This window comes from Microcystis sp. M_OC_Ca_00000000_C217Col (genome assembly GCF_007095585.1).
Lineage (GTDB): Bacteria > Cyanobacteriota > Cyanobacteriia > Cyanobacteriales > Microcystaceae > Microcystis > Microcystis panniformis.
This window is the reverse complement of sequence record NZ_SFBV01000136.1, coordinates 1-19828: the sequence shown is the minus strand read 5'-3', so window position 1 is coordinate 19828 and position 19828 is coordinate 1. Positions and strand designations below refer to the sequence as shown.

The following is a 19828-nucleotide window of genomic DNA, read 5'->3' as shown; positions in this document are numbered from 1 at the left end:
CAAAAAATATAGAAGAGCTAATGCAAATTAGCCGCTATCGGTTGAAGGATTACATCAAAGGACAAAGAGCGATATCGCTTGCCCTATCTACCTTCTAGCTCGCTTGTCCCCCTCTCAGGGCGAAATTCCTTTTTTAGCTATTTAGTACAAATGCTCAAACTTCCTCTCCCTTCTTCCCACTCCCCACTATCCTATACCTTTTAAACGGGATTTAGTAAGTAGCTAGACACAATTAATTAGGGTTTGCGGCAAAAAGTACGGGCGAAGCATTCGGATAGAAAATCTCCGGTTTCACCGATAGGTTATTGCCCGAATGCTTCGCCCCTACAGGACTCGGGCTGATGAAGACGCAAGGTTTTTAACGACGATTCTCTCAAAATCTTGCACCTGTTTCGCGAGAAAAGCCATAAAACCCTTACCTTGCCTACATTTCACATTTATTCAGCAAGCCCTAATTATACAGGCTCTTCGTTACTTGTTTAATTGATTAGTTCGCTCTAGAGCAAAAACAATTGACAAAAATCGCTAAATGCCTTTCTCTATAAGGGTTCCATCCCTTATAACCCCCGTCCATTGCATAACACAAACCGAAGAGCCATTATACATATCTAACCACCTCTTGCCTTTTGCCTCCGGCCTTTGTTAGCTTATTCTTTTTTGTCGCTACCGGGAAAAGCTCGACCTTGAATATTTTCTAAAGCTGAAACTGCCGCCCTGGAACCGGCCATAATATCTCGTTCTTCTCCCCCTAAATATAAGCGGCCAAAACTGCCCACGGAAGTAACGTGTAGGATATTAATTAAAGCAGCTTTTTCGGCCTGATTAGCGGCTAGGGAAGCGTAGGCAGCAGGTTGCACTTCTAAAACGTACAAAGTCTGTCCCGCCATTAACATCATACCCCGAGAACTCCGGTTAATTAATTGGGCTTGGTAAGCGTCAATGTTGCGAATAATTTGGCTAGAAACAATTTGCGGTTTCAGACAATCGCGCTGACTAACGCCTAAATACTGCAAAATTGCCTGACCGGCCGCCCTCACCTCTCCCTGACTGCTAGAATGGAGTTCTAGCAGTCCATAGAGTCGTTCTACGAATAGAACCCCCGGACGAACCACGGCGGATTTGAGGGCAATATCGGTGATGCGATTAATCTCGATACCGGGGGAAATTTCAATCCAGAGGGAAGCATCCCCGGGTAAGGGTAAAAATCCTTGGGCGACTGTACCGATGTAAGCAGCGTGTTGAAGCTGTAGATTGTCAAGATAAACGTAACTGCGAAGTTCTACACCCAAGCTAATTTCTCCCTCTTTCTGTCCTCTAGCAAATCCCCATTGCAACCCCGGAGCGATGATTAATCAATCCTTAATTAGGGCTTAGGCATTACCATCTTTCACTATAGTATAGAATTGACTGCCCTTAAATTTGCTGGGGAGAAGCGGTAAAAAAACTATAATTATGGGGACAAACTCAGGGACAACCAGCATGACGATTCTTTTAGGGGGAGATATCGGGGGAACTAAAACAATCCTGCGTTTAGTGGATTGCCAAAACTCACCAGATAGTCCCCAACCCCTGCTAACTACTCTCGATCAAGAAATTTATCCTAGTGAACAATACCCCGATCTGGTGCCGATCGTCCAGCAGTTTTTGGCCCGACAAACCACTATTCCCCCGGTGGAAAAAGCTTGTTTCGGTATTGCCGGTCCTGTGGTTAACAATAGTTCCGAATTGACTAATTTAAGTTGGTCTCTCACTGGCGATCGCCTAAGCCAGGAGCTGCAGATTGAGCGAGTAAAATTAATTAATGATTTTGCGGCGATCGGTTATGGGGTGTTAGGATTAGCCCCAGAGGAGCTGCACAATCTACAGTCGGCCCCCGCAGTACCAGAGGCCCCGATTGCGGTTATTGGTGCGGGAACGGGGTTAGGAGAGGGTTTTTTGATTCCTGTGTCGAAGGGTAAATATCGGGTGTTTGCTAGTGAGGGTTCCCACGCCGATTTTGCCCCTCGCTCGAGTTTAGAATATCAACTATTAAATTATCTCTTGGATCTCTATAATATCGAGCGCCTTTCGGTGGAGCGAGTGGTTTCTGGTCCTGGAATCACTTCTATCTATCGATTTCTCCACGATAGTAACTATAGTCAGTCATCACCAGCCATGGCGGAAATTTACCGCACTTGGTTAGAAGAAATGGGTAAACCGCAAAAAACCGTCGATTTAGCGGCTAAAATTGCCAGTTTTGCCCAAGATGACTTGGATGATCTCTGTTATCAAACCATGAAAATCTTTGTCGAGGCCTACGGTGCGGAAGCGGGCAATTTAGCCCTCAAGTTGCTTCCCTACGGAGGATTATACATAGCGGGAGGGATTGCGGCCAAAAATCTTCCTCTAATGACTGAGGGTAGCTTTATGAAGGCTTTTCGGGCTAAAGGTCGGATGAGGGAGCTATTAAGCAATATTCCCGTTCATATCGTCCTTAATGCCCAAGTGGGACTAATGGGGGCAGTTTCCTGCGCTAGTCAGCTATGAGCGATGGTTTACTGGAGATGGCTAGGGATTATTTTCAGAATAGGATCGCCCCGCAAGCGGCCCGGATTGATCACAACCCGATCGCCCTACAATCAGCTTTACAGGGTATGGGCGAGCGCTGTTTGTTAGCTTTGCGTGTTCCCAAAGAATGGGGGGGGGCGGGATGGGAGGAACGCACCTATCAACAATTCCAAATCCTCGGCGCTCGTTATTCCGGCGCTTTAACTTTTCTGCAAACCCAACACCAAAGCGCCGCTAATCAATTAGCCACCAGCAGCAACCAAGACCTGAAAAAGCTTTATCTCCCCAAAATGGCCCGGGGCGAAAAGCTAGTGGGGGTGGGGTTTTCGCAACTACGTCGTCCGGGGGAACCAATGATGAAAGCGTTTCCCGTGACCGGCGGCTATCAACTCTGTGGACAGGTCCCCTGGGTGACGGGATGGGGCTTTTTTGAAGATTTTATCATCGGGGCGACCCTCCTGGACGGGCGATCGCTGTACGGTCTTTTACCGCTGCAAGCTCTCCCCGGTCTGCAATGCAGTCCCCCGATGAAATTATTATCGATGAGTGGGACTAATACGGTGAGCCTTACCATACAAGACTACTTTTTGTCAAGGGATTTTATTGTTAGTTTACAACCAGCGGCGGCGATCGAGGCCAGCGATCAAAAAAATGTTCTCCATCATGGTTTTCATGCCCTTGGCTGTGCTTGGGCGGGCTTAGATGTTATTTTTGCGGTTTATCGACAAAAAGGGCTAGAAAGCCTAAAAAATGCCCATCAACAGCTAGAAAAGGCCCTACTGTCCTGTCAAGAAAAAATGTTAAATTCCCACCAGGCCAGTTTTGCCGAGAAATTGCACTGGCGCGGTCGGGCGATTAATTTGGCTCTACAATGCGCTCAAGGGGCAGTGATTGCCTCCGGTGGGGCGGCGAATATTATTGATCATCCGGCGGGGCGAGTCTATCGGGAAGCTTTACAGTTTAGCGTTTCTGGACAAACCAGCGCGGTGATGGAAAATAGCCTAGGGCAGTTGCTCTGGCTGGGGGGTCAATGCTATGATTAGGGAGACTTTTGCGGGTATAGTTCAGTGGTAGAACGTCACCTTCCCAAGGTGAATGTCGCGCGTTCGAGTCGCGTTACCCGCTTCTGACGACAATTGATTTGACATACCCCACGCCGTAAACGGACGTGGATTCTTCTAGCATCACTGCTGTGAATTTATGGCTCAACGAGTCCACTTGAATTAGATTCCTGGCGAAATCCTACCCAGAGGTGGTTCTCTCCTCAGACTTTCGCTCCCTTACAGAAGCCTGTTTTCGTATGCCCTACGATACAGTTCAAAACCTCTAAAATAATTGGTTTCTTTGGTACTTGGTGCTGAGAATTTTTACCTATAGGAGCATTCCCCTATAGAACCCCATAACTCTAGTTTTCCAGGTGCGTTCATCGGTTGATGACTGGGTTTTTTAAGCGGTTGCTTACCCGGCCCCCTATTCTTAGTATCATACATCAGATCAAGTCGCCCTAAAAGGGCGAGGCTTTAAACCCAATTTTTTGGTAATATATCAATTAACTGGCAAGATGGGCTTGGTCAAGTTAACCCCTTTGGCTGTTAACCGTCCCATCAAGCTGCTCTAGGGCAAAGATAATGCTATCGCTACCATGAAACTAATTATCGGGGGACGTTACCAAGTTATTAAACCTCTAAGTCAAGGGGCTTTCGGTCAAACTTTTTTAGCCCAAGATAACTATCGCCCCGGCCGTCCTCAATGTGTGGTCAAACAGTTAATCCCCCAAGTGGTTAACGAAATTACTATAGGATTATTTGAGAGTGAGGCCAGAGCTTTAGAAAAACTCGGCCATCATCCTCAAATACCGCAATTTTTCGCCAGTTTTCAGGAAAAGAAGTCTTTTTATCTCGTTCAAGAATTTATCGATGGTCACGATCTTAGTCAGGAAATCTCTAAGGGTAAGCGTTTAGAAGAGAGTCAGGTAATTCAGTTATTAAAGGATATCTTGGAAGTTCTCGCTTTTGTCCATCAAAATAACATTATTCACCGAGATATTAAACCCGATAATATTATCCGTCGCCAAGAGGGCAAGCTAGTTTTAATCGACTTTGGCGGAGTCAAACAAGTGGGGACTCAATGGCTAAAAGCAAAACAGAGCAGTGTGTCCATTGGGATTGGCACCCCTGGTTATATGCCTAGTGAACAGGCGCAAAATAAACCGCGATTGTCTAGCGATGTCTATGCCGTGGGAATCATCGCTATTCAAGCCTTAACCGGTCTCAAACCGATGCAATTTCCCGAAGATGCCGAAACCGGAGAAATCGCTTGGCGCAATCATGCCGATGTTAGAGACGATCTAGCAGTTATTATCGATAAAATGACCCGTTATGACTGGCGTCAACGCTTTCCCTCGGCAGTAGAAGTTTTAGATGCCATAAAAGATTTAAGGCAATTGCGTCAACAACAAGCTTTAGTGCGGGAAATTTCAGCAGAGGATTGGTTTTATCGCGGTAATGCCCACCTCGATTTGGGGGAGAATCGCGAAGCAGTTCAATTGTATCAGCAGTCCCTGCGGAAAAAGCCCAATTTTGTCAATGCTTGGTATAATCGCGGTCTGGCCTTGCAACGATTGGGGCGTTTTCCCGAAGCTTTAGGGTCTTTTAATCAGGTAATTCAATTAGAGACTAATAATGCTCGGGCTTGGTTTTATCGCGGCATCGCTTTAGCTAATTTACGACAAATCAGTGATGCGATCGCATCTTGGGATAAGGCGATTCAACTGCAGCCAGATTATCTGGAAGCATGGCATTACAAGGGCATGATTTTCTGTCGGATGCAACATTATGCGGAAGGTCTAGCGGCTTATAATCAGGCCCTGGCCATTAAATCCGATGCTAATGTTTGGTTTAGCAAAGGCGAAGCTTTACGGGAATTAGAACGACTCAGTGAAGCGGTCGCAGCTTATAATAAGGCTTTACAGTTACAACCCCAAAAGGCTGAGGCATGGTATCAACGGGGTTGTTGTCTCTACAAGTTAAAATGTTTCTCGGAAGCAGTGGTTTCCTTTAACCAAACCCTACAACTAGAGCCTAGCCATCAATTAGCTCTCCAACAACGGAATTTAGCCCTGAATCACCTGAAATTGTAGGCAGCAAGCCAGCATTTTGGTTCTCTTGGATTTGGTGGGTAAAATTTATTCTAAGATACATTCCTCCTAGCGAGGGGGTGGAAGGAACCACTCCAGACACAGAGGACACAAAGATTGATCGCTTCTATAGTAAGTTAAACTGGTCGCAACGCGCTCGCTACGCGAGATCACACAAAGAATAAGAGAGCCGATTTTGACTCTTATTCAGATAAAATGGGCATACTAATATTATTGACAAGATGGGCGAAATTTGGATGTCTTCTCTTGAAACAATAGCAATCAACCAAAGATTTGAATATTTATTATCGGTCCTGTCAGCAGAGCGATTTCTCAAAAAACGGCTCTTCTCGACTTTGTGTGATAATTTTTGCTTATTTAAGGTTAAATGCTTACTGGGCAAGACTTTTAGGACTATTTTGAAAGAAGAAACTATCAGTATAGACCTCGTTTACACACAGAAACCAGAAGAGCCAAAAAACAGGGAATTGGCAATGAAGTTCCTTTTTTTATCTGTCCTTACCCACCTCAAGACAGTGTTGAAATGGAACGTCTGCAAAAGCAACTGGTTAGTCAGTTGCATCAAAAAGGGATTCGCATATTAGAGATCAATCTTTATGATCTCTGTCTTGAATTATTGAGGGAACGGCAGATATTTGAGCAAATTCTCGATATAGAATCCTCCATATCTAAAGGGGAACTGAAAGAGCTTTTACAAAATGTGTTAGATTCGGAGAGTCATTTAATTCCAGCCCTAGGCGAAAAAATTGCCGAAAATCCGTTTGATGTCTTGTTTTTATGGGGTGTTGGTCAAATTTTTCCCTATATTCGTTCCCATAATGTTCTTAATAACCTCCAAACCACGAACAACAACCAACCGACGGTAATGTTTTTTCCGGGGGCCTACACCTATTCCCTAGAGTCGGGAGCCTCTCTCAATTTATTTGGACTCTTACGAGATGACAAATATTATCGAGCTTTTAACATTTACGAGTACCAAGTTTAAGGGAGAACTAATTATGCAGTTAAGTAGAATTTTTGAGAAACAAGTTAGTCGTCCTATGGAAGGGGTAATCAAAGCGGATGCCAATGATGAGGCGAGTCTGCACGCTGAGTGCCTGACACAAGTGTCGGAAACCCTTGAAATAGCGTGGAAAGAGAAAAAGGTAGCAGGATATGGAATGCTGAGATTAACAGAACATCAGCGAACCTCCCATGTCAACCACTACCAGTCTCTATGCTCAACTACTTTCTTTACTGTGTCAACACAGCCAATGGCGAGACCTGCGACACCTCAAGGCATTAGCCTGGATGGTCACAGCAGTAATCTCTAGCGGGAAATTAAGCCTGCCAATGTGGGAGTCCTACGTCCCTAGTCGTGCAACACAGGCACAAAGCACCGAACGCAGATGGCAGAGATTTATGGGCAATCATCGAATTCGGGTCAAATCCCTGTATATTCCTCTGGTGCTAGCCGCCATCAGTAGCTGGAAAGGCCATCGACTTTACTTGGCATTAGATACAACTGTATTGTGGAATCGCTATTGTATGATTCATCTGTCGATAGTCTGTTGCGGTCGTGCAGTCCCCCTGTTATGGCGAGTGCTAGACCATCCGAGTGCCACCGTCGCAGTGAACACCTACAAACCGATGCTGCGCGATGCTCAGCGATTGTTGAAGGATTATCCCGATGTCATGCTCTTAGCCGACCGAGGGTTTGCCAATCATGGTTTGCTCAGTTGGCTGCAAGTCAGTGGATGGCATTACTGCTTACGTTTACCTGGCGACGTTCTGGTCCATGGGGTTCGGCGACATCCTATCGAAGTCAAATATCTCTGGCCTGCCAAAGGAGAAGCCATTCTTTACGATCAGGTCGGTCTGTGGACAGACGGCATCTATCGATGCAATCTTGTTCTGGCAAGGGTCACGGGAGTCAAAGAACCTTGGGCTGTCATTACTGACGAAACCCCCTCTCTGAACACTTTATGGCAGTACGCCTTGCGCTTTCGGGTCGAGGAGTTATTTTTAGATTCAAAATCCGGTGCTTTTCAACTTGAAGACTCCGCTATCCGTTCTGCTCCTGCTTTGACCCGTCTGTATTTGGTCGCAGCCCTTGCTCTTCTTTATGCCACTACTCACGGTATGGCCGTTCAACTCAATGGTCTTCGCTCTCAGGTTGACCCCCATTGGACGCGGGGTCTCAGCTATCTCAAAATTGGTCTTCGTTGGCTCCAGGGCGTTGTCCACAAGGGCCGCTCTTTGCTTTCTCCTATCCCTTTGTTCCACTCTGACCCAGAACCCTGTTTCTCTTCTAAGAACGCTCTCTCCGATTACTATGACCGAATATGGTTTTCCCGTGTTCACTCTTTGCTCTGTCGTCCTTGACCTGCTACCCCTGACACAAGATGTGTCAGGCACTCAGGGTATAAACATTTTAGAGAGCAATTTGAGAACTTGTGGAATGGTTGTGGGCAAAGGCACTTTTCAGGAGTAGAGGTGCATAAATTAGTCGAAGAGGTGCGAAATGTTTCGAGCAACTAACCAAGCCGTATAATGTGGGATCTGAGGTGGACGATTGCTTCCTCAAATTCGTCTCATGTCAAAGTTTGATACAATTCATTCAGGATTGAGCCTTCTGCGAGGGATGGGGACTATGCGATCAATTGAGCAACTGACTGAGGAAATATTGTCGCTGCCTAGCGAATCAAGAGCATTCCTAGCAGACAAGTTGGTGGAAAGCTTGGAATTCGATACCGACTCAGCAATTCAGGCAGTTTGGGTAACTGAAGCCAAGCGCCGAAGAGATGAGGTGCGAGATGGTTCTATTCAAGCAATTCCAGGCGAAGACGCTTTAGCCCAAGTCAGACGGCTGATTGAGCCATGAGGTACGTATTTCATCCTGAAGCGCTGAATGAATACGCTGAAGCAGTTCAATACTACACAGAGCAGAGAGTTGAGGTTGCTCAAGCGTTCATAAACGCGATCGAGGATACAGTTTATCGGATCAGGGAGTCTCCAACCCGTTACGCTGCAATTGATGAAGATGTTCGGCGGTGTATGGCGCGTAAGTTTCCTTACGGTGTTCTCTACACAATTGAGCAAGACTACATTCTGATTTTGGCAGTCATGCATTGCAGTCGTGAGCCTGGATACTGGAAAAATCGCAAGTAATTGAAGTTGCCATCTGCCTAACTATTGAAAGAAATGCCAGCATTCTCTTGCGATCGCCCAATCTTCCGCCGTGGCAATTACCATCACTTTTACTTTAGATGTGTCGGTGGCGATATCCTCATCCCGGGGACGAGCGGCATTTTTAGCCAAATCTAACTCTAAACCCAAAAAAGACCAGCCTTGACTGGCTTTTTCCCGCACTAAAGCTGAATTTTCGCCGATTCCTGCCGTAAATACCAAGACATCTAACCCCTCTAGAGAAGCGATCATCGATCCGATTAAACTTTTCAGACGATGAATATACATCTCAAATGCTAATTTTGCCCTCTCGTTGCCTTCGTCTATCGCCGTGGTAATTGCCCGCATATCCCCAGAAATACCCGAAATTCCCTTTAAACCCGATTCTTTATTGAGTAAACTATTTAAACTATCGGGATTATATTGATATTCTCGCTCTAGATAAATCAGAATCCCTGGATCGATCGAACCGCTGCGGGTTCCCATCATCAATCCCTCTAGGGGAGTAAATCCCATAGTAGTATCGACACTTTTACCCCCCTTGACTGCCGATAGGGAAGCACCATTACCCAGATGACAGATGACCATTTTCAAGGATTCTAGGGGTTTTCCCAACAATTCGGCGGCCCGTTGGGAGCAGTACTGATGACTGGTGCCATGAAAACCATAGCGACGGATTCCCAGTTCACTCCATTGGTAGGGAATGGGATAAAGAGAAGACTCGGGAGGGATAGAACGATGAAAAGCGGTGTCAAACACTGCTATTTGAGGAACATCGCCTAAAACTTGCTCGATCGCTTCAATTCCTTCTAAATGAGCGGGATTATGGCTAGGAGCAAGGGGGATCAGCTTTTTAATCGTTTCTTTGACTGGGGGAGTGATCATAGTTGCTTGGGAATATTCCGTGCCACCATGGACAACTCGATGACCAACTATACTAATGTCTGCGAGGTTGGCCACCACCTTAGTTTCGCCAGTGACTAAAGTCTCTAACATCCGAGCAATTGCCGCCGGACGATCCTGACTAGAAAGATTAATTTCCTGTTTAATTCCCTTGGCTTTTACCGTTAAAACCCCGTAATCAGGGTTAACCGTCCAATCGATTCCCGCTGCCCAAATTGGTTGGGGAGGATGGGAGGGGAAAAAATCTAAATCGTATAAACAACTTTTTTGACTGCTCGATCCCGCATTTAAGACCAGAATTTTCATAAAAAAGCTCAATTAGGAAGTGGGCTATGCCGATCATAATCAAACTCAGGTTAAGCCTAGATAAAATCGCTGACTTTTCGGGTTTTTCTTCAAGAAAATTTTATCCGGCTGTCATCACCCATGCTTGACTCGGGCAATATTACAAAACTTTATCAAAAAAAAGTCAAAATAGAGCCTCTAGGGTTATAAAATACAAGAATGCCCCTTGTGAAATTGATCCAAGAAGCTACCTCTGATGCAAGTTAAGGCCTCTAAAGTGGATTTAGAGCTAGTTCTCGTCCTTTTCACCAGTGGAATGTCAACATCGCACCACGAATCTCTAGAACGGAATTTTTGCGTATTCTAGATAACCGTGATTACTAGAGGATTTCTTAAGTATGTCAGAGGTTACTGCCGTTACAGATGCCACCTTTAAAGACGAAGTTTTAGATAGTGCCGACCCTGTCCTAGTGGATTTCTGGGCTCCTTGGTGCGGCCCTTGTCGAATGGTGGCTCCCGTTGTCGAGGAAATTGCCAAACAGTTCGAAGGGGAAGTCAAGGTGGTGAAACTCAACACCGACGAAAACCCCAATATCGCTAGTCAGTACGGGATTCGCAGTATTCCTACTCTGATGATCTTCAAAGGAGGTCAAAAAGTCGATATGGTGGTCGGGGCTGTACCTAAAACCACTTTAGCCAATACCTTAACTAAACACCTGGAATCTGATGATCCGCAAAAGGGCTCAAAAAGTTGATCTGGTGGTTGGGGCTGCACCGAAAACTACTTTAGCTAATACCCTAAATAAGCATTTGGGGGTTGACTAGGTTTTCTGGTAACGCATACCGGGTAACTGAGTCACTAGACCCATTAATTCTAATTCCAATAGGATCCCCGCCACTTCTGAGGTGGGGATTTGCATTTTTTGAACAATAATGTCAAACAACAGGGCATCTCTGTCAAATAACTGATACACTTGTGCTAGTCTAGGTTCTAGATTGACTGGAGGAGCAGCATTAACGACTGGGGATGTCTCTAGAGGGAGTGAAGGGGAGAGATTAACCGGTGCGGATTGGTTCGCGGTGGGAATTGCCCCCAACATTTGTAGTAATTTCTCCTCAGAAACGATAATTTCCGCTCCCTGATGAATCAGTTGTAAACAACCCCTAGCGGTGGCAATATCGGGAGAATTGGGTAAAGCATAGATATCGCCGCCGAATTCGTTAGCATAACTGGCCGTGATCAGGGAGCCAGACCTTTCGGGGGCCTCGATAACAATCGTGGCGCGACTTAAACCGGCGATAATGCGATTACGACTGGGAAAATGGGCTTTATTCGGTTGAGTTGCGGCGGGATGTTCACTAATGACTAAACCCTGCTTTTGGATGTCGGCGTGTAGCTGCCGATGACGACTAGGATAAACCACATCGACCCCCGTTCCCAAGACGGCAATCGTCCTTCCCCCTGCTTTTAAACAGCTTTGGTGTGCCTCGCCATCAATTCCTTCGGCCATACCAGAAACAATAGTAAATCCCTGTTGGGCCAAAAGGGTACTTAAGCGCCGCGCCCAGCGCCGGCCGTGATCCGTGGGGTTACGAGTACCCACAATGGCGACGGTGGGGATATTTCCCTGATTTTCCTCTAAATTGACCTTTCCTTGATAGTAAAGTAAGGGGGGAGGACTGGGAATTTCCCAGAGAAATCGGGGATATTCTGGGTCGCTAGGAGTCCAAAAAAGGGGATTTTTCTGGATATGTTCGGCGAAAAGAGCTTCTGGGTCAATTTGCGATCGCCCTTCCCGTACCGCTACCATTAACTTTTTGCCAAATCCCGCCACTTCTGCGATCGCAGAATCGGTGGCATTCCAGGCCACAGCGACACTGCCGAAATGCTGATAGAGTCGCTTCAGGGAAATTGCCCCAACTCCAGCAATACTTGACCATGCTAACCAATAAACGCGCTCGTCTGTCAATTTAAAAAGCTCCTCAAACCAAGTAATATTTTCAGTCGGTTAAAACTGACTGCGGCCAGATGACCTTAATTTATTTTAATCATGCCGGAATACTTTCCATTAGTTCTTGAGGTATTGTTGAGCCTCGCCCATGTCTTTCACTTTTTTAACAGGTGAATAAGTTGTTCTTGATCTTCTGGGGTAAGTTGTTCGGTTGCTTCTAGTATTTCTGCAAAAGTAGCTGGAGTCATAGTTTTAGTTGGTTATAGTGGTCTTTGGAGCCAATTGTAGCAGTAACGGTAGAATATGTTAGCATAGCGTAACGGATAATAATATGAAAATGTATAAAATGTTTCACATTAAAAGGCACGTTAGGCAACGTATCCTAAAAGATCGGTGGTTGCGTTTTTTCAAGAAAAATGCTATGATATCTAGAAGTAGAGTAAATGAGTTATTATGTCATCCTTAGTGCTTAAACAGCATATTGAAGTAACACCTGGTGTTTGTGGCGGTAAACCTCGTATTGCTGGACATCGGATTAAGGTACAAGACATTGTTATTTGGCATGAAAGAATGGCGATGTGTCCTGATGAAATTGTTTATAATTATCCAACGATTACTTTAGCTGATGTTTATGCAGCTTTAGCTTATTACCATGAGCATCGAGAAGAAATTCGCCAAGATATTGAATCCAGCGAAAATTTTGCTAAACAGTTACAAGGGGATAAACCTTCATTGGTCGAAAAACTTTTAAAGGGAAATAATGGCCAATAAGCTTAAGTTTCACCTAGATGAAAGCGTCTCTAATGCGATCGCTAAAGGTTTAAGAATGCGAGGGATTGATGTTACAACTTCTCCAGAAAAAGGACTGATGGGGTCTTCCGATGAGGAACAATTAGCATATGCTTTATCGCAAGGCCGAGTCATTTTTACTTTTGATGATGATTTTCTGGTTTTGTCTTCAATGGGATTAGAGCATTGGGGGATTATTTATTCACATCAACGTCAATCTATTGGCAAAATTATTAGTGATTTAGTTTTAATTTGGGAATGTTTAGAGCCTGATTATATGTATAAAAATGTTGAGTTTTTATAAAAATCATAATTCAGAAAAAAAGGTACGTTGGGTAACGCAATTTACAAGATTGAATCTTTACACTGTGATTATATTCATTACAATCCTGTGCGGCATGGGTTATGTTGATAGCCTCCAATTTGATTGGTTAAGCAATAAGCAGGACGAACCTTACTGGAAGATAAATCGTCGAAGGGAAATTGAATTAATACAATTTTACCCTTCATTAGTTACAGGTTGTCCATCGTTAAGAGTATAAATATCTTCTTCGGGATCTTGCAGAAAAGCAAAGCTAGGGTTATGGGAAACGGCATCTAGCCAGTTTTTTTCGTTCAGTTCATCCTCCGACATCAAAAGAATGACGCGCACAAACCGATCTTTTTCTTGGGGAATAGGATGATCAAGTTGAATTTGTCCTTGAGTATTGAGGATACCAGTGGTTTCAATCGCACGCATAGCAAAACCTAAAAGAAGTGATTCGATTCTAACATTAAAGTAACCATAAAAAGCGGTGATGGCTAACTACAGCGATCGCTATTCTCAGGCTCCCCCTATGGCTCTCCTCGACTTTGTGTGATAATCATTGCTTATCATTCCTTGTAGTTTTGCCAGACAAGGGTTTAAAGACTATATTTCCAGAAAATTATCGGCTGCATCTCCTATTTGTGACTTTCCCTCACCTATAGGTGAGCAGCAGAAGTTATTCAAAGAGGGCGAATGCAATTGGCCCCTACAATAATATTATTGCGCCAATGGTGGCTCCCAACTGATAAAAGTTAACTGTTAACTGATTAGGAGAGATCGCACACAACCCGAAACCCGTGTCCGTAGCCGAGAACATCCATGTCGCCGCGATACGCGGAACGGCAAAGTCCGGGATAGGAGTCACAAGCTCCGCCACGAAGTGATGATGCTTTATAACTATTCCATGCAATATCATAATGTCCAGTCCATTTATTAACACACCATTCCCAAACATTGCCGTGCATATCATAGATTCCCCAGGGATTAGGTCGCTTTTCCCCAACAGGATGGGTCGTACCATTTGAATTACCATTAAACCAGGCATAATCTCCTAGTTGACTTTCATCATCGCCAAAACTAAATCGGGTTTCTGTGCCAGCGCGACAGGCATATTCCCATTCTGCTTCTGTAGGCAAACGGTAGTTTTTTCCGGTTAACTTGCTCAGTTGTTTACAAAAGACTTCAGCATCATCCTTACTAACAGATTTTACTGGTTTCTGGGGATTTCGTGAAAAACTTGAACTAGCTTTTTCCATCACTGCTTGATACTGTGCTTGGGTGACGGGATATTTGCCTATCTGAAATGCTGGCACAATTACTTCATGTATCGGTTTTTCATCTTCATACTCATTAGAACCCATGTTAAATTTACCGGCGGGTATATCCACCATTTCTAAGTGAAAGTCTGGAGGCAATGAGGTAATATTTTGGCTAATTTTTATATTTTGACTAATTTGTTTTCGTTGAATAGGCTGATTAGCTGACCGAATTATCTTGGGTGATACTTGTAATAACTTATCAACATTTACCTCTGCCAAGCTAAATTTAGAGTTAGTTACAAATCTTGTATGACCGTAAGCCATTAAAGCTTTAAGCTTAGTATGACTAGCCCAATAGCGAATCGACTCTTCATATTCTTGGGTTTTTTCTTCATCTAGTGCAAATTTTTCTAATTTTGCTAAAATTTGCTGATCATTTTCCAAATCTGACAATAACAATGGCCATTTTAAACTAATGGCAGTAAATTTACCTAACTGTTCAAAAGTCAAAGAAGGCTCTAACAAATTATCATCCTTGTCTCGCTTCTCAAAAAATAAACCAGTTTCATTAGCGATATAAACCTTGAGACGAAAGACATTGATAAAGTGTTTAATCCGTCGCGGATTGTAATCCAATGCGGGAGCCACCATCATAATGACATTCCGCACTGTTGGGGAATCTTTATCAAAATTGTTGACTTGAATCGCTTCTAATCGCTTAATTACAGATGCTCGTGCTTTCTCTTTTTCGGTTTGTTCAGATTCTATCGAAGGATTATCTGGAGACGATTTGTTTAAATCACTTGTCTGATTACTTGTTGGGGAAGTAAGATGCTTTTGCGAATTATTTCTCTGGGGTAAAGCTAACTTACCCCAGAATGACTGAAAAAATGGAAAACGAGGTTTAGCTGGCGGTAAATTGGGAGGAGTTGAAGTAGCAAGCTGAATCAAAAAACGCTCAAAATCTGACCGGGATGGTTGGGGAACTAAAAAGGGAAGCTGGACAAACTTTTCAATGAAAGTATAACCATAAGCTAACCCTTTATTAGCACTACGTCTCGCTAAAATATCAGGATCAATTTCTGTGGTTTCTGACGGTAAATACTTGAGAATGTTTTCGTATTTGACAGCTAAACTAGCGGCTACTTTTTCTCTGTCCATTCCTAAAATAAACACGACTGAAGGATCATCGGCAATCATCAAGTTAATCGCTTGCATCAAGTCCGCTGATTTTGGATGTTCACAACGATCTAAATCGTCAATAAATACATATACCCGATCATTGCCAACATAGGCATCAACAATTTTAGCAAAATCTTCATGAAATTCTTCTACAAATGCCGATTGTTTTTTATAATCTGGGGCTTCTATGTATTTAATTAGGTTGTTTTTGGGGTTTTGGAGTAATCTTTGAAAATTTCTCAATAAACTCTTAATACCAGCGAAAATCCCCGCTCCTGATAAGGTGACACCGACCGCAGTAAATAATAATTTAAAAACTGAATTAATTTTGCTCCAAAAAATATCTTGAGAGGTTGTTGCTCTGATTAATTCGTTAATTCCTTCAACTCCATAAACGATTAAAATAAAGGGAATAGCAATTGAGGCACAAATCACAAAAATTATTAATGGTAAAGCTTTAATTAATTCAAATAAGCCTTTTTCTAAGTTAAAACGCAATAATTGTAATTTAAAATGTCCTAGAATAACTCGAGGCAAATCTCGCCAATTTTTGGGCGTAGAAATCTGCTTAATAAAAGACAGCGCAAAAGCTGCCCATACCGACTCCGCTTTATCGTGTCGCCAAGCATTAAACCAAACCGTCCGACCTCCTTTTTTTCGTAAATATTCCTCCAACATTTTCATAAAAGAAGACTTGCCACTACCCCACTCTCCCTCAACCGATAAAGTTAGGGGTGGTTGTGTCTGCTCATGCAACAAAAATTCAGCGATCGCTATTACATAAGGCTCAAATCCGAGAGCATCATTATTAGTCGCTTGATCGCTGACGCTAGTATTGCGGATAGATTCAGGAGAATCGGACATGGTAGTTATTTTTAGGTGACAGAGAACGGAGAATAAAATAGATTACCTTAAGTAGCTGGTTATAATTAAATTAAAAATAGATTTTAGGTTCGATCCCCCCTGCCCCCCTTGATAAGGGGGGTGCCGATAGGCGGGGGGATCCCCCCTTAATCCCCCCTTGATAAGGGGGGCATCTGATAATTTCTAACGCCTACCTACTTATCAATCCGAGAAACGCGATATATAACCTCCTGTGGAACAAAAAAGCAATGAAGAAAAGACATTTTCATCATATCATCTAAACCCGATGGGTTCTGTCAGGTAGGGGATAGAAGATTTAACTATGTCTATAGAGTTATTGGGGTTTAGTTTTACTAGGAATCAGAATTAATGACCAGTAGGTGACAGCCTCTGGATCGATTTCGGTAATCGGAATAATTTGCTGATTGGGTAGGGTTGCTCGTTCGATGTAGAGGGCGCGTTCTAATAATCCTAATTCCTGGAGAATATCACGAACTTTAGCGAAATGTCTGCCTAATTTAATAATCGCTGCTGCATCGATAAATCCTAGGCGATCCCGCAATATTTCCGCCTCTAAAGTAGCGGGCATAATACTAAATACGTCATTTCGATAAGTGATAGGTACACCCAGCATTGCTGCACTTGCCATCACTGAAGAAATACCCGGCACGACTTCAATAGAAAAGCGATCGCACAAGCGATTAAAGATATACATAAATGTGCCATACAACATCGGATCGCCCACACATAAAACCGCCACATCTCGACCTAAGTTTAACTGTTCGGCGATATTTTCGGCGGCAATATCATAATGAGGTTGAGAACTGCGCTCGACACTAAAAGGTAAAGGCATGGGAATTTCTATCTGCTCGGGACGGATAAAATCCGAGACAATTGCCCGTGCCAAAACTTTGCCACTTTCTAAGGTAGGATAGGCAATTACCGGAACAGTTGTGAGAATCCGGTGTGCTTTTAGCGTCAACAATTCGGGATCGCCAGGCCCGATTCCTAATCCATAAAGTTTGCCTAATTTATTCATAATTCGTTCTCTTTTGCTAAAGCATTGACTGCCGCTGCTGCGATTGCGCTGCCTCCCCTACGTCCGTGTAGGGTAATAAATGGCGCGCCACGACTATTAGTTGCTAATTCTATTTTCGACTCTGCCGCTCCTACAAATCCCACGGGAAAGCCTAAAATCAAAGCCGGTTTATCTACATTTTGATCGAGCAATTCTAGTAGGTGAAAAAGTGCGGTTGGTGCATTACCAATGGCTACCACTGCTCCAGCTAAATGAGGTCGCCAAAGTTCTAAAGCGGCAGCGGAGCGGGTATTATTAATTTGCCGTGCTAACTCGGTTACTTCTGGATGATTGAGGGTACAAATAATCGGATTATTTTTAGGTAAACGGGCTTTGGTAATGCCATTAGCGACCATTTGAGAATCACAGAGAATTGCTGCACCCCCAGCGAGGGCATTTCGTCCGATTTTAACCGCGTCTGGTGATGCTTCTAAATCTTCTGTTATGTCTGTCATCCCGCAGGAATGAATTAGACGAACTGCCACATGAGCTAAATCATCGGGGAGATTTTTCCAGTTAGTTTCAGCCCGAATAATAGCAAAAGATTTGCGGTAAATTTCCTCACCATTCTTAATGTATTCCATTCTATTCATCTAAATTTTTCGAGTTTTGGGAGCTTAAAATTTGGGCTATGAGCGGGGTAATCTTGGCAAATTCTCCCTCAAATATAGGTGTTTCTAAGAATTTTTTACTATCACCCATATAGACTTGATAAGCTTCTAGTATTTGGCCATTTTCCTCGATGGTAGTTCCTAAAAGGGTAATTTCGGCTGGACCCGGTTGAGCGCAGCATTTAGCACAACCCGTCAAGTGAATATTAACAGGAGAATTGCAGGTTAAGTGTTCCTGCAAATAATCTGCTAGGAGAGAAGCATGAATTTGAGTTGCAGTGGCCGCTGCTGCACAACCCGGTTTACCGCTACAGGCAACTATCCCCGCATCCCATCCGGGAGAAGCGGATAATCCTAGTGATGCCAGTTTTGGCAACAATTCTGACACTTTTTCATCGGGAATATCGGGTAATATAACAGTCTGCCAAGGGGTTAATCGTAACTGACCACTGCCAAAAGTTTCTGATAGTGCCGCTAATCCCCATAGTTGATTAGCCGTCAATTGTCCTAATCTTAATGATAGGCCAATATAAGACAATCCGGGTTGCTTTTGAGGATGAATTCCCAGATGAAAATAGGGTTGAGTAGAATGGGCAGTTTGCTGGCATTCTTGCCAGTCTATTATTCCAGTATAATTCCGATGTAATTGGGAGTTAACTTGTTCGAGATATTTTGTCAATCCCCAATCTTTGAGTAGGTGTTTCATCCGAGGTTTTTTCCCCTTGATATTAGGGGTTTGTTGAACATAATCGAGATAAACTTTTACTAAAGCTTTGACTACAGCTAAACAGTTTTCTGGCTCAATTAATAAGTCCGTGTCATAGAATTGTTTATCTCCTGCGAGGGCTAATCGAAAGCAAACAATAGAAGTTAAATTTGTCGGATTATTGAGGGCAATTGCTGATAGCTGAATCTCGTTATAGCGGTGTTGCCAGGGCATAGTTGAACTGGTGCCAATTCCCACGGCACCGCCGCCATCGATCGCGATACTAAATTTAGGACTTAGTTGGGCAATTGATGGATAATTTTGGATAAAATTATCTAATTCTTGGACTAATGGACGAGTATCGATCAATTCTTGGCAGTCAATTCCAGCCGTGGGACTAGACATGATATTACGCAGATGATCGATACTGGGATTATGGGCAGCTAACCCTAATTTTTGCAGGGTTTGAAATTCTTCTAAACTGGGGGATTTTTGCAGTCCGCGAATTTGCAGATTTGCCCGATTGGTAACTTGTATTGTACTCTGCCATTGTTCGAGCCAAGTGGCGATCGCTTTTCCCTGTGGAGAATTGAGCCATCCACCGGGGGTGCGGAGACGAATTAAAAACCCATCCTGGGCAGCAGTTCCATAAAATAAACCGGGACAAGCATTTGCTTTAACTAACCAATTCACCGTTGTTTGTTCTCCATGCGACGCAGAGAAGTAGTTAGAAAATTAGTTGTCTATACTACCGATCAAAAGCTTGTAATTGGTATTCTGACTCGCAAGGAAAAAGGGAAGATGTACTCTTTTTACTTTTTACCTGATTACAGCTGCGGCACAGTACCAGAATCGCACTGGACTTTCCCAAAGACAAGTTTAAGGATTATACCACGTTTTTGGTTGAAACTCAGTATCGTTAAGAATCGCTACATTTTCACCCCTTTGTGCCAAGACAAATAAACCTTGACGATAGGCATATTTATCTGCTCCTTCTTCGATTTCGATTCCTGCTACTGC

Annotated in this window: 18 protein-coding genes, 1 tRNA gene, 1 pseudogene and 1 riboswitch; of the genes and pseudogenes, 11 read left to right on the top strand and 9 right to left on the bottom strand. The window is 43.7% G+C overall.

The features are described 5' to 3' along the window. Positions 1 to 647: 647 nt before the first annotated feature. Positions 648 to 1289 carry a beta-carboxysome protein CcmP gene (gene ccmP / locus EWV66_RS08025; protein ID WP_002734433.1) on the bottom strand — a complete coding sequence of 214 codons (642 nt, stop codon included), beginning with the start codon at positions 1287 to 1289 and terminating at the stop codon, positions 648 to 650. A gap of 190 nt (positions 1290 to 1479) precedes the next feature. On the opposite strand from ccmP, the gene EWV66_RS08020 reads away from it, so the two are divergent. The 8 genes from EWV66_RS08020 to EWV66_RS07985 all read left to right on the top strand — a co-directional run bounded on the left by EWV66_RS08020 (position 1480) and on the right by EWV66_RS07985 (position 8854). Next, positions 1480 to 2526, top strand: coding sequence for a glucokinase (locus EWV66_RS08020; RefSeq protein WP_052277603.1), 1047 nt, complete (start codon positions 1480 to 1482; stop codon positions 2524 to 2526). Continuing rightward, positions 2523 to 3590, top strand: coding sequence for an acyl-CoA dehydrogenase family protein (locus tag EWV66_RS08015; RefSeq protein ID WP_002790056.1), 1068 nt, complete (start codon positions 2523 to 2525; stop codon positions 3588 to 3590). Before EWV66_RS08020 ends, EWV66_RS08015 begins: the two co-directional genes overlap by 4 nt. Before the next feature lie 10 nt (positions 3591 to 3600). Beyond that, positions 3601 to 3672 (top strand) — tRNA-Gly (locus EWV66_RS08010). Between the two features lie 517 nt (positions 3673 to 4189). After that, on the top strand, positions 4190 to 5686 hold the full coding sequence (locus EWV66_RS08005) for a serine/threonine-protein kinase (protein WP_052277602.1): 1497 nt from the start codon (positions 4190 to 4192) through the stop codon (positions 5684 to 5686). Positions 5687 to 6227: 541 nt separating this feature from the next. Further along, positions 6228 to 6689 (top strand): DUF1788 domain-containing protein, encoded by a 462-nt coding sequence (locus EWV66_RS08000; RefSeq protein ID WP_260441355.1) that lies wholly within the window; start codon positions 6228 to 6230, stop codon positions 6687 to 6689. A 209-nt stretch (positions 6690 to 6898) separates the two neighbouring features. Next, positions 6899 to 8068: a transposase gene (locus tag EWV66_RS07995; RefSeq protein ID WP_287109194.1), complete on the top strand. Its 1170-nt coding sequence runs from the start codon at positions 6899 to 6901 to the stop codon at positions 8066 to 8068. 268 nt (positions 8069 to 8336) lie between these two features. Continuing rightward, positions 8337 to 8567, top strand: coding sequence for an addiction module protein (locus tag EWV66_RS07990; protein WP_002788275.1), 231 nt, complete (start codon positions 8337 to 8339; stop codon positions 8565 to 8567). Further along, the gene (locus tag EWV66_RS07985) at positions 8564 to 8854 is read left to right on the top strand and encodes a type II toxin-antitoxin system RelE/ParE family toxin (RefSeq protein WP_002758582.1); all 291 of its coding nucleotides are present in this window, start codon (positions 8564 to 8566) and stop codon (positions 8852 to 8854) included. The genes EWV66_RS07990 and EWV66_RS07985 overlap by 4 nt, the downstream gene beginning before the upstream one ends. A gap of 21 nt (positions 8855 to 8875) precedes the next feature. Here the strand turns inward: EWV66_RS07985 and EWV66_RS07980 are convergent, their stop codons facing one another. Beyond that, complete coding sequence (locus tag EWV66_RS07980; RefSeq protein ID WP_052275475.1) at positions 8876 to 10081, bottom strand: acetate kinase; 1206 nt, start codon at positions 10079 to 10081, stop codon at positions 8876 to 8878. A gap of 377 nt (positions 10082 to 10458) precedes the next feature. Here EWV66_RS07980 and trxA point away from each other — a divergent pair, with 377 nt between their 5' ends. After that, positions 10459 to 10815, top strand: a complete 357-nt coding sequence (gene trxA / locus EWV66_RS07975) for a thioredoxin (RefSeq protein ID WP_002750414.1) — start codon at positions 10459 to 10461, stop codon at positions 10813 to 10815. A 66-nt stretch (positions 10816 to 10881) separates the two neighbouring features. Here trxA and dprA read toward each other — a convergent pair whose 3' ends face one another. Further along, a complete protein-coding gene (dprA, locus tag EWV66_RS07965) occupies positions 10882 to 12030 on the bottom strand; it encodes a DNA-processing protein DprA (protein ID WP_052275474.1) in 1149 nt (382 codons plus the stop codon). 435 nt (positions 12031 to 12465) lie between these two features. On the opposite strand from dprA, the gene EWV66_RS07960 reads away from it, so the two are divergent. Both EWV66_RS07960 and EWV66_RS07955 read left to right on the top strand, forming a co-directional pair. After that, entirely contained in the window at positions 12466 to 12783 is a 318-nt protein-coding gene (locus EWV66_RS07960; RefSeq protein ID WP_002765820.1) for a DUF433 domain-containing protein, read from the top strand. After that, the gene (locus EWV66_RS07955; RefSeq protein WP_002736383.1) at positions 12773 to 13105 is read left to right on the top strand and encodes a DUF5615 family PIN-like protein; all 333 of its coding nucleotides are present in this window, start codon (positions 12773 to 12775) and stop codon (positions 13103 to 13105) included. Before EWV66_RS07960 ends, EWV66_RS07955 begins: the two co-directional genes overlap by 11 nt. Positions 13106 to 13300: 195 nt before the next feature. Here EWV66_RS07955 and EWV66_RS07950 read toward each other — a convergent pair whose 3' ends face one another. From EWV66_RS07950 to EWV66_RS07925, 6 genes and pseudogenes are all read right to left on the bottom strand, one after another. Continuing rightward, positions 13301 to 13540 carry a hypothetical protein gene (locus tag EWV66_RS07950; protein WP_002750429.1) on the bottom strand — a complete coding sequence of 80 codons (240 nt, stop codon included), beginning with the start codon at positions 13538 to 13540 and terminating at the stop codon, positions 13301 to 13303. A 335-nt stretch (positions 13541 to 13875) separates the two neighbouring features. After that, entirely contained in the window at positions 13876 to 16413 is a 2538-nt protein-coding gene (locus tag EWV66_RS07945; protein WP_287109189.1) for an SUMF1/EgtB/PvdO family nonheme iron enzyme, read from the bottom strand. Between the two features lie 334 nt (positions 16414 to 16747). After that, on the bottom strand, positions 16748 to 17452 hold the full coding sequence (gene cobI / locus EWV66_RS07940; RefSeq protein ID WP_052275472.1) for a precorrin-2 C(20)-methyltransferase: 705 nt from the start codon (positions 17450 to 17452) through the stop codon (positions 16748 to 16750). Next, positions 17449 to 18075, bottom strand: coding sequence for a precorrin-8X methylmutase (locus EWV66_RS07935; RefSeq protein WP_052275471.1), 627 nt, complete (start codon positions 18073 to 18075; stop codon positions 17449 to 17451). Before EWV66_RS07935 ends, cobI begins: the two co-directional genes overlap by 4 nt. A 1-nt stretch (position 18076) precedes the next feature. After that, on the bottom strand, positions 18077 to 19501 hold the full coding sequence (gene cobG / locus EWV66_RS07930; RefSeq protein WP_287109187.1) for a precorrin-3B synthase: 1425 nt from the start codon (positions 19499 to 19501) through the stop codon (positions 18077 to 18079). A gap of 57 nt (positions 19502 to 19558) precedes the next feature. Further along, a riboswitch (cobalamin riboswitch) is annotated at positions 19559 to 19717 on the bottom strand. Further along, a pseudogene (locus EWV66_RS07925) lies at positions 19688 to 19828 on the bottom strand (DUF3782 domain-containing protein); the annotation flags it as partial. (Overlaps the previous riboswitch by 30 nt.)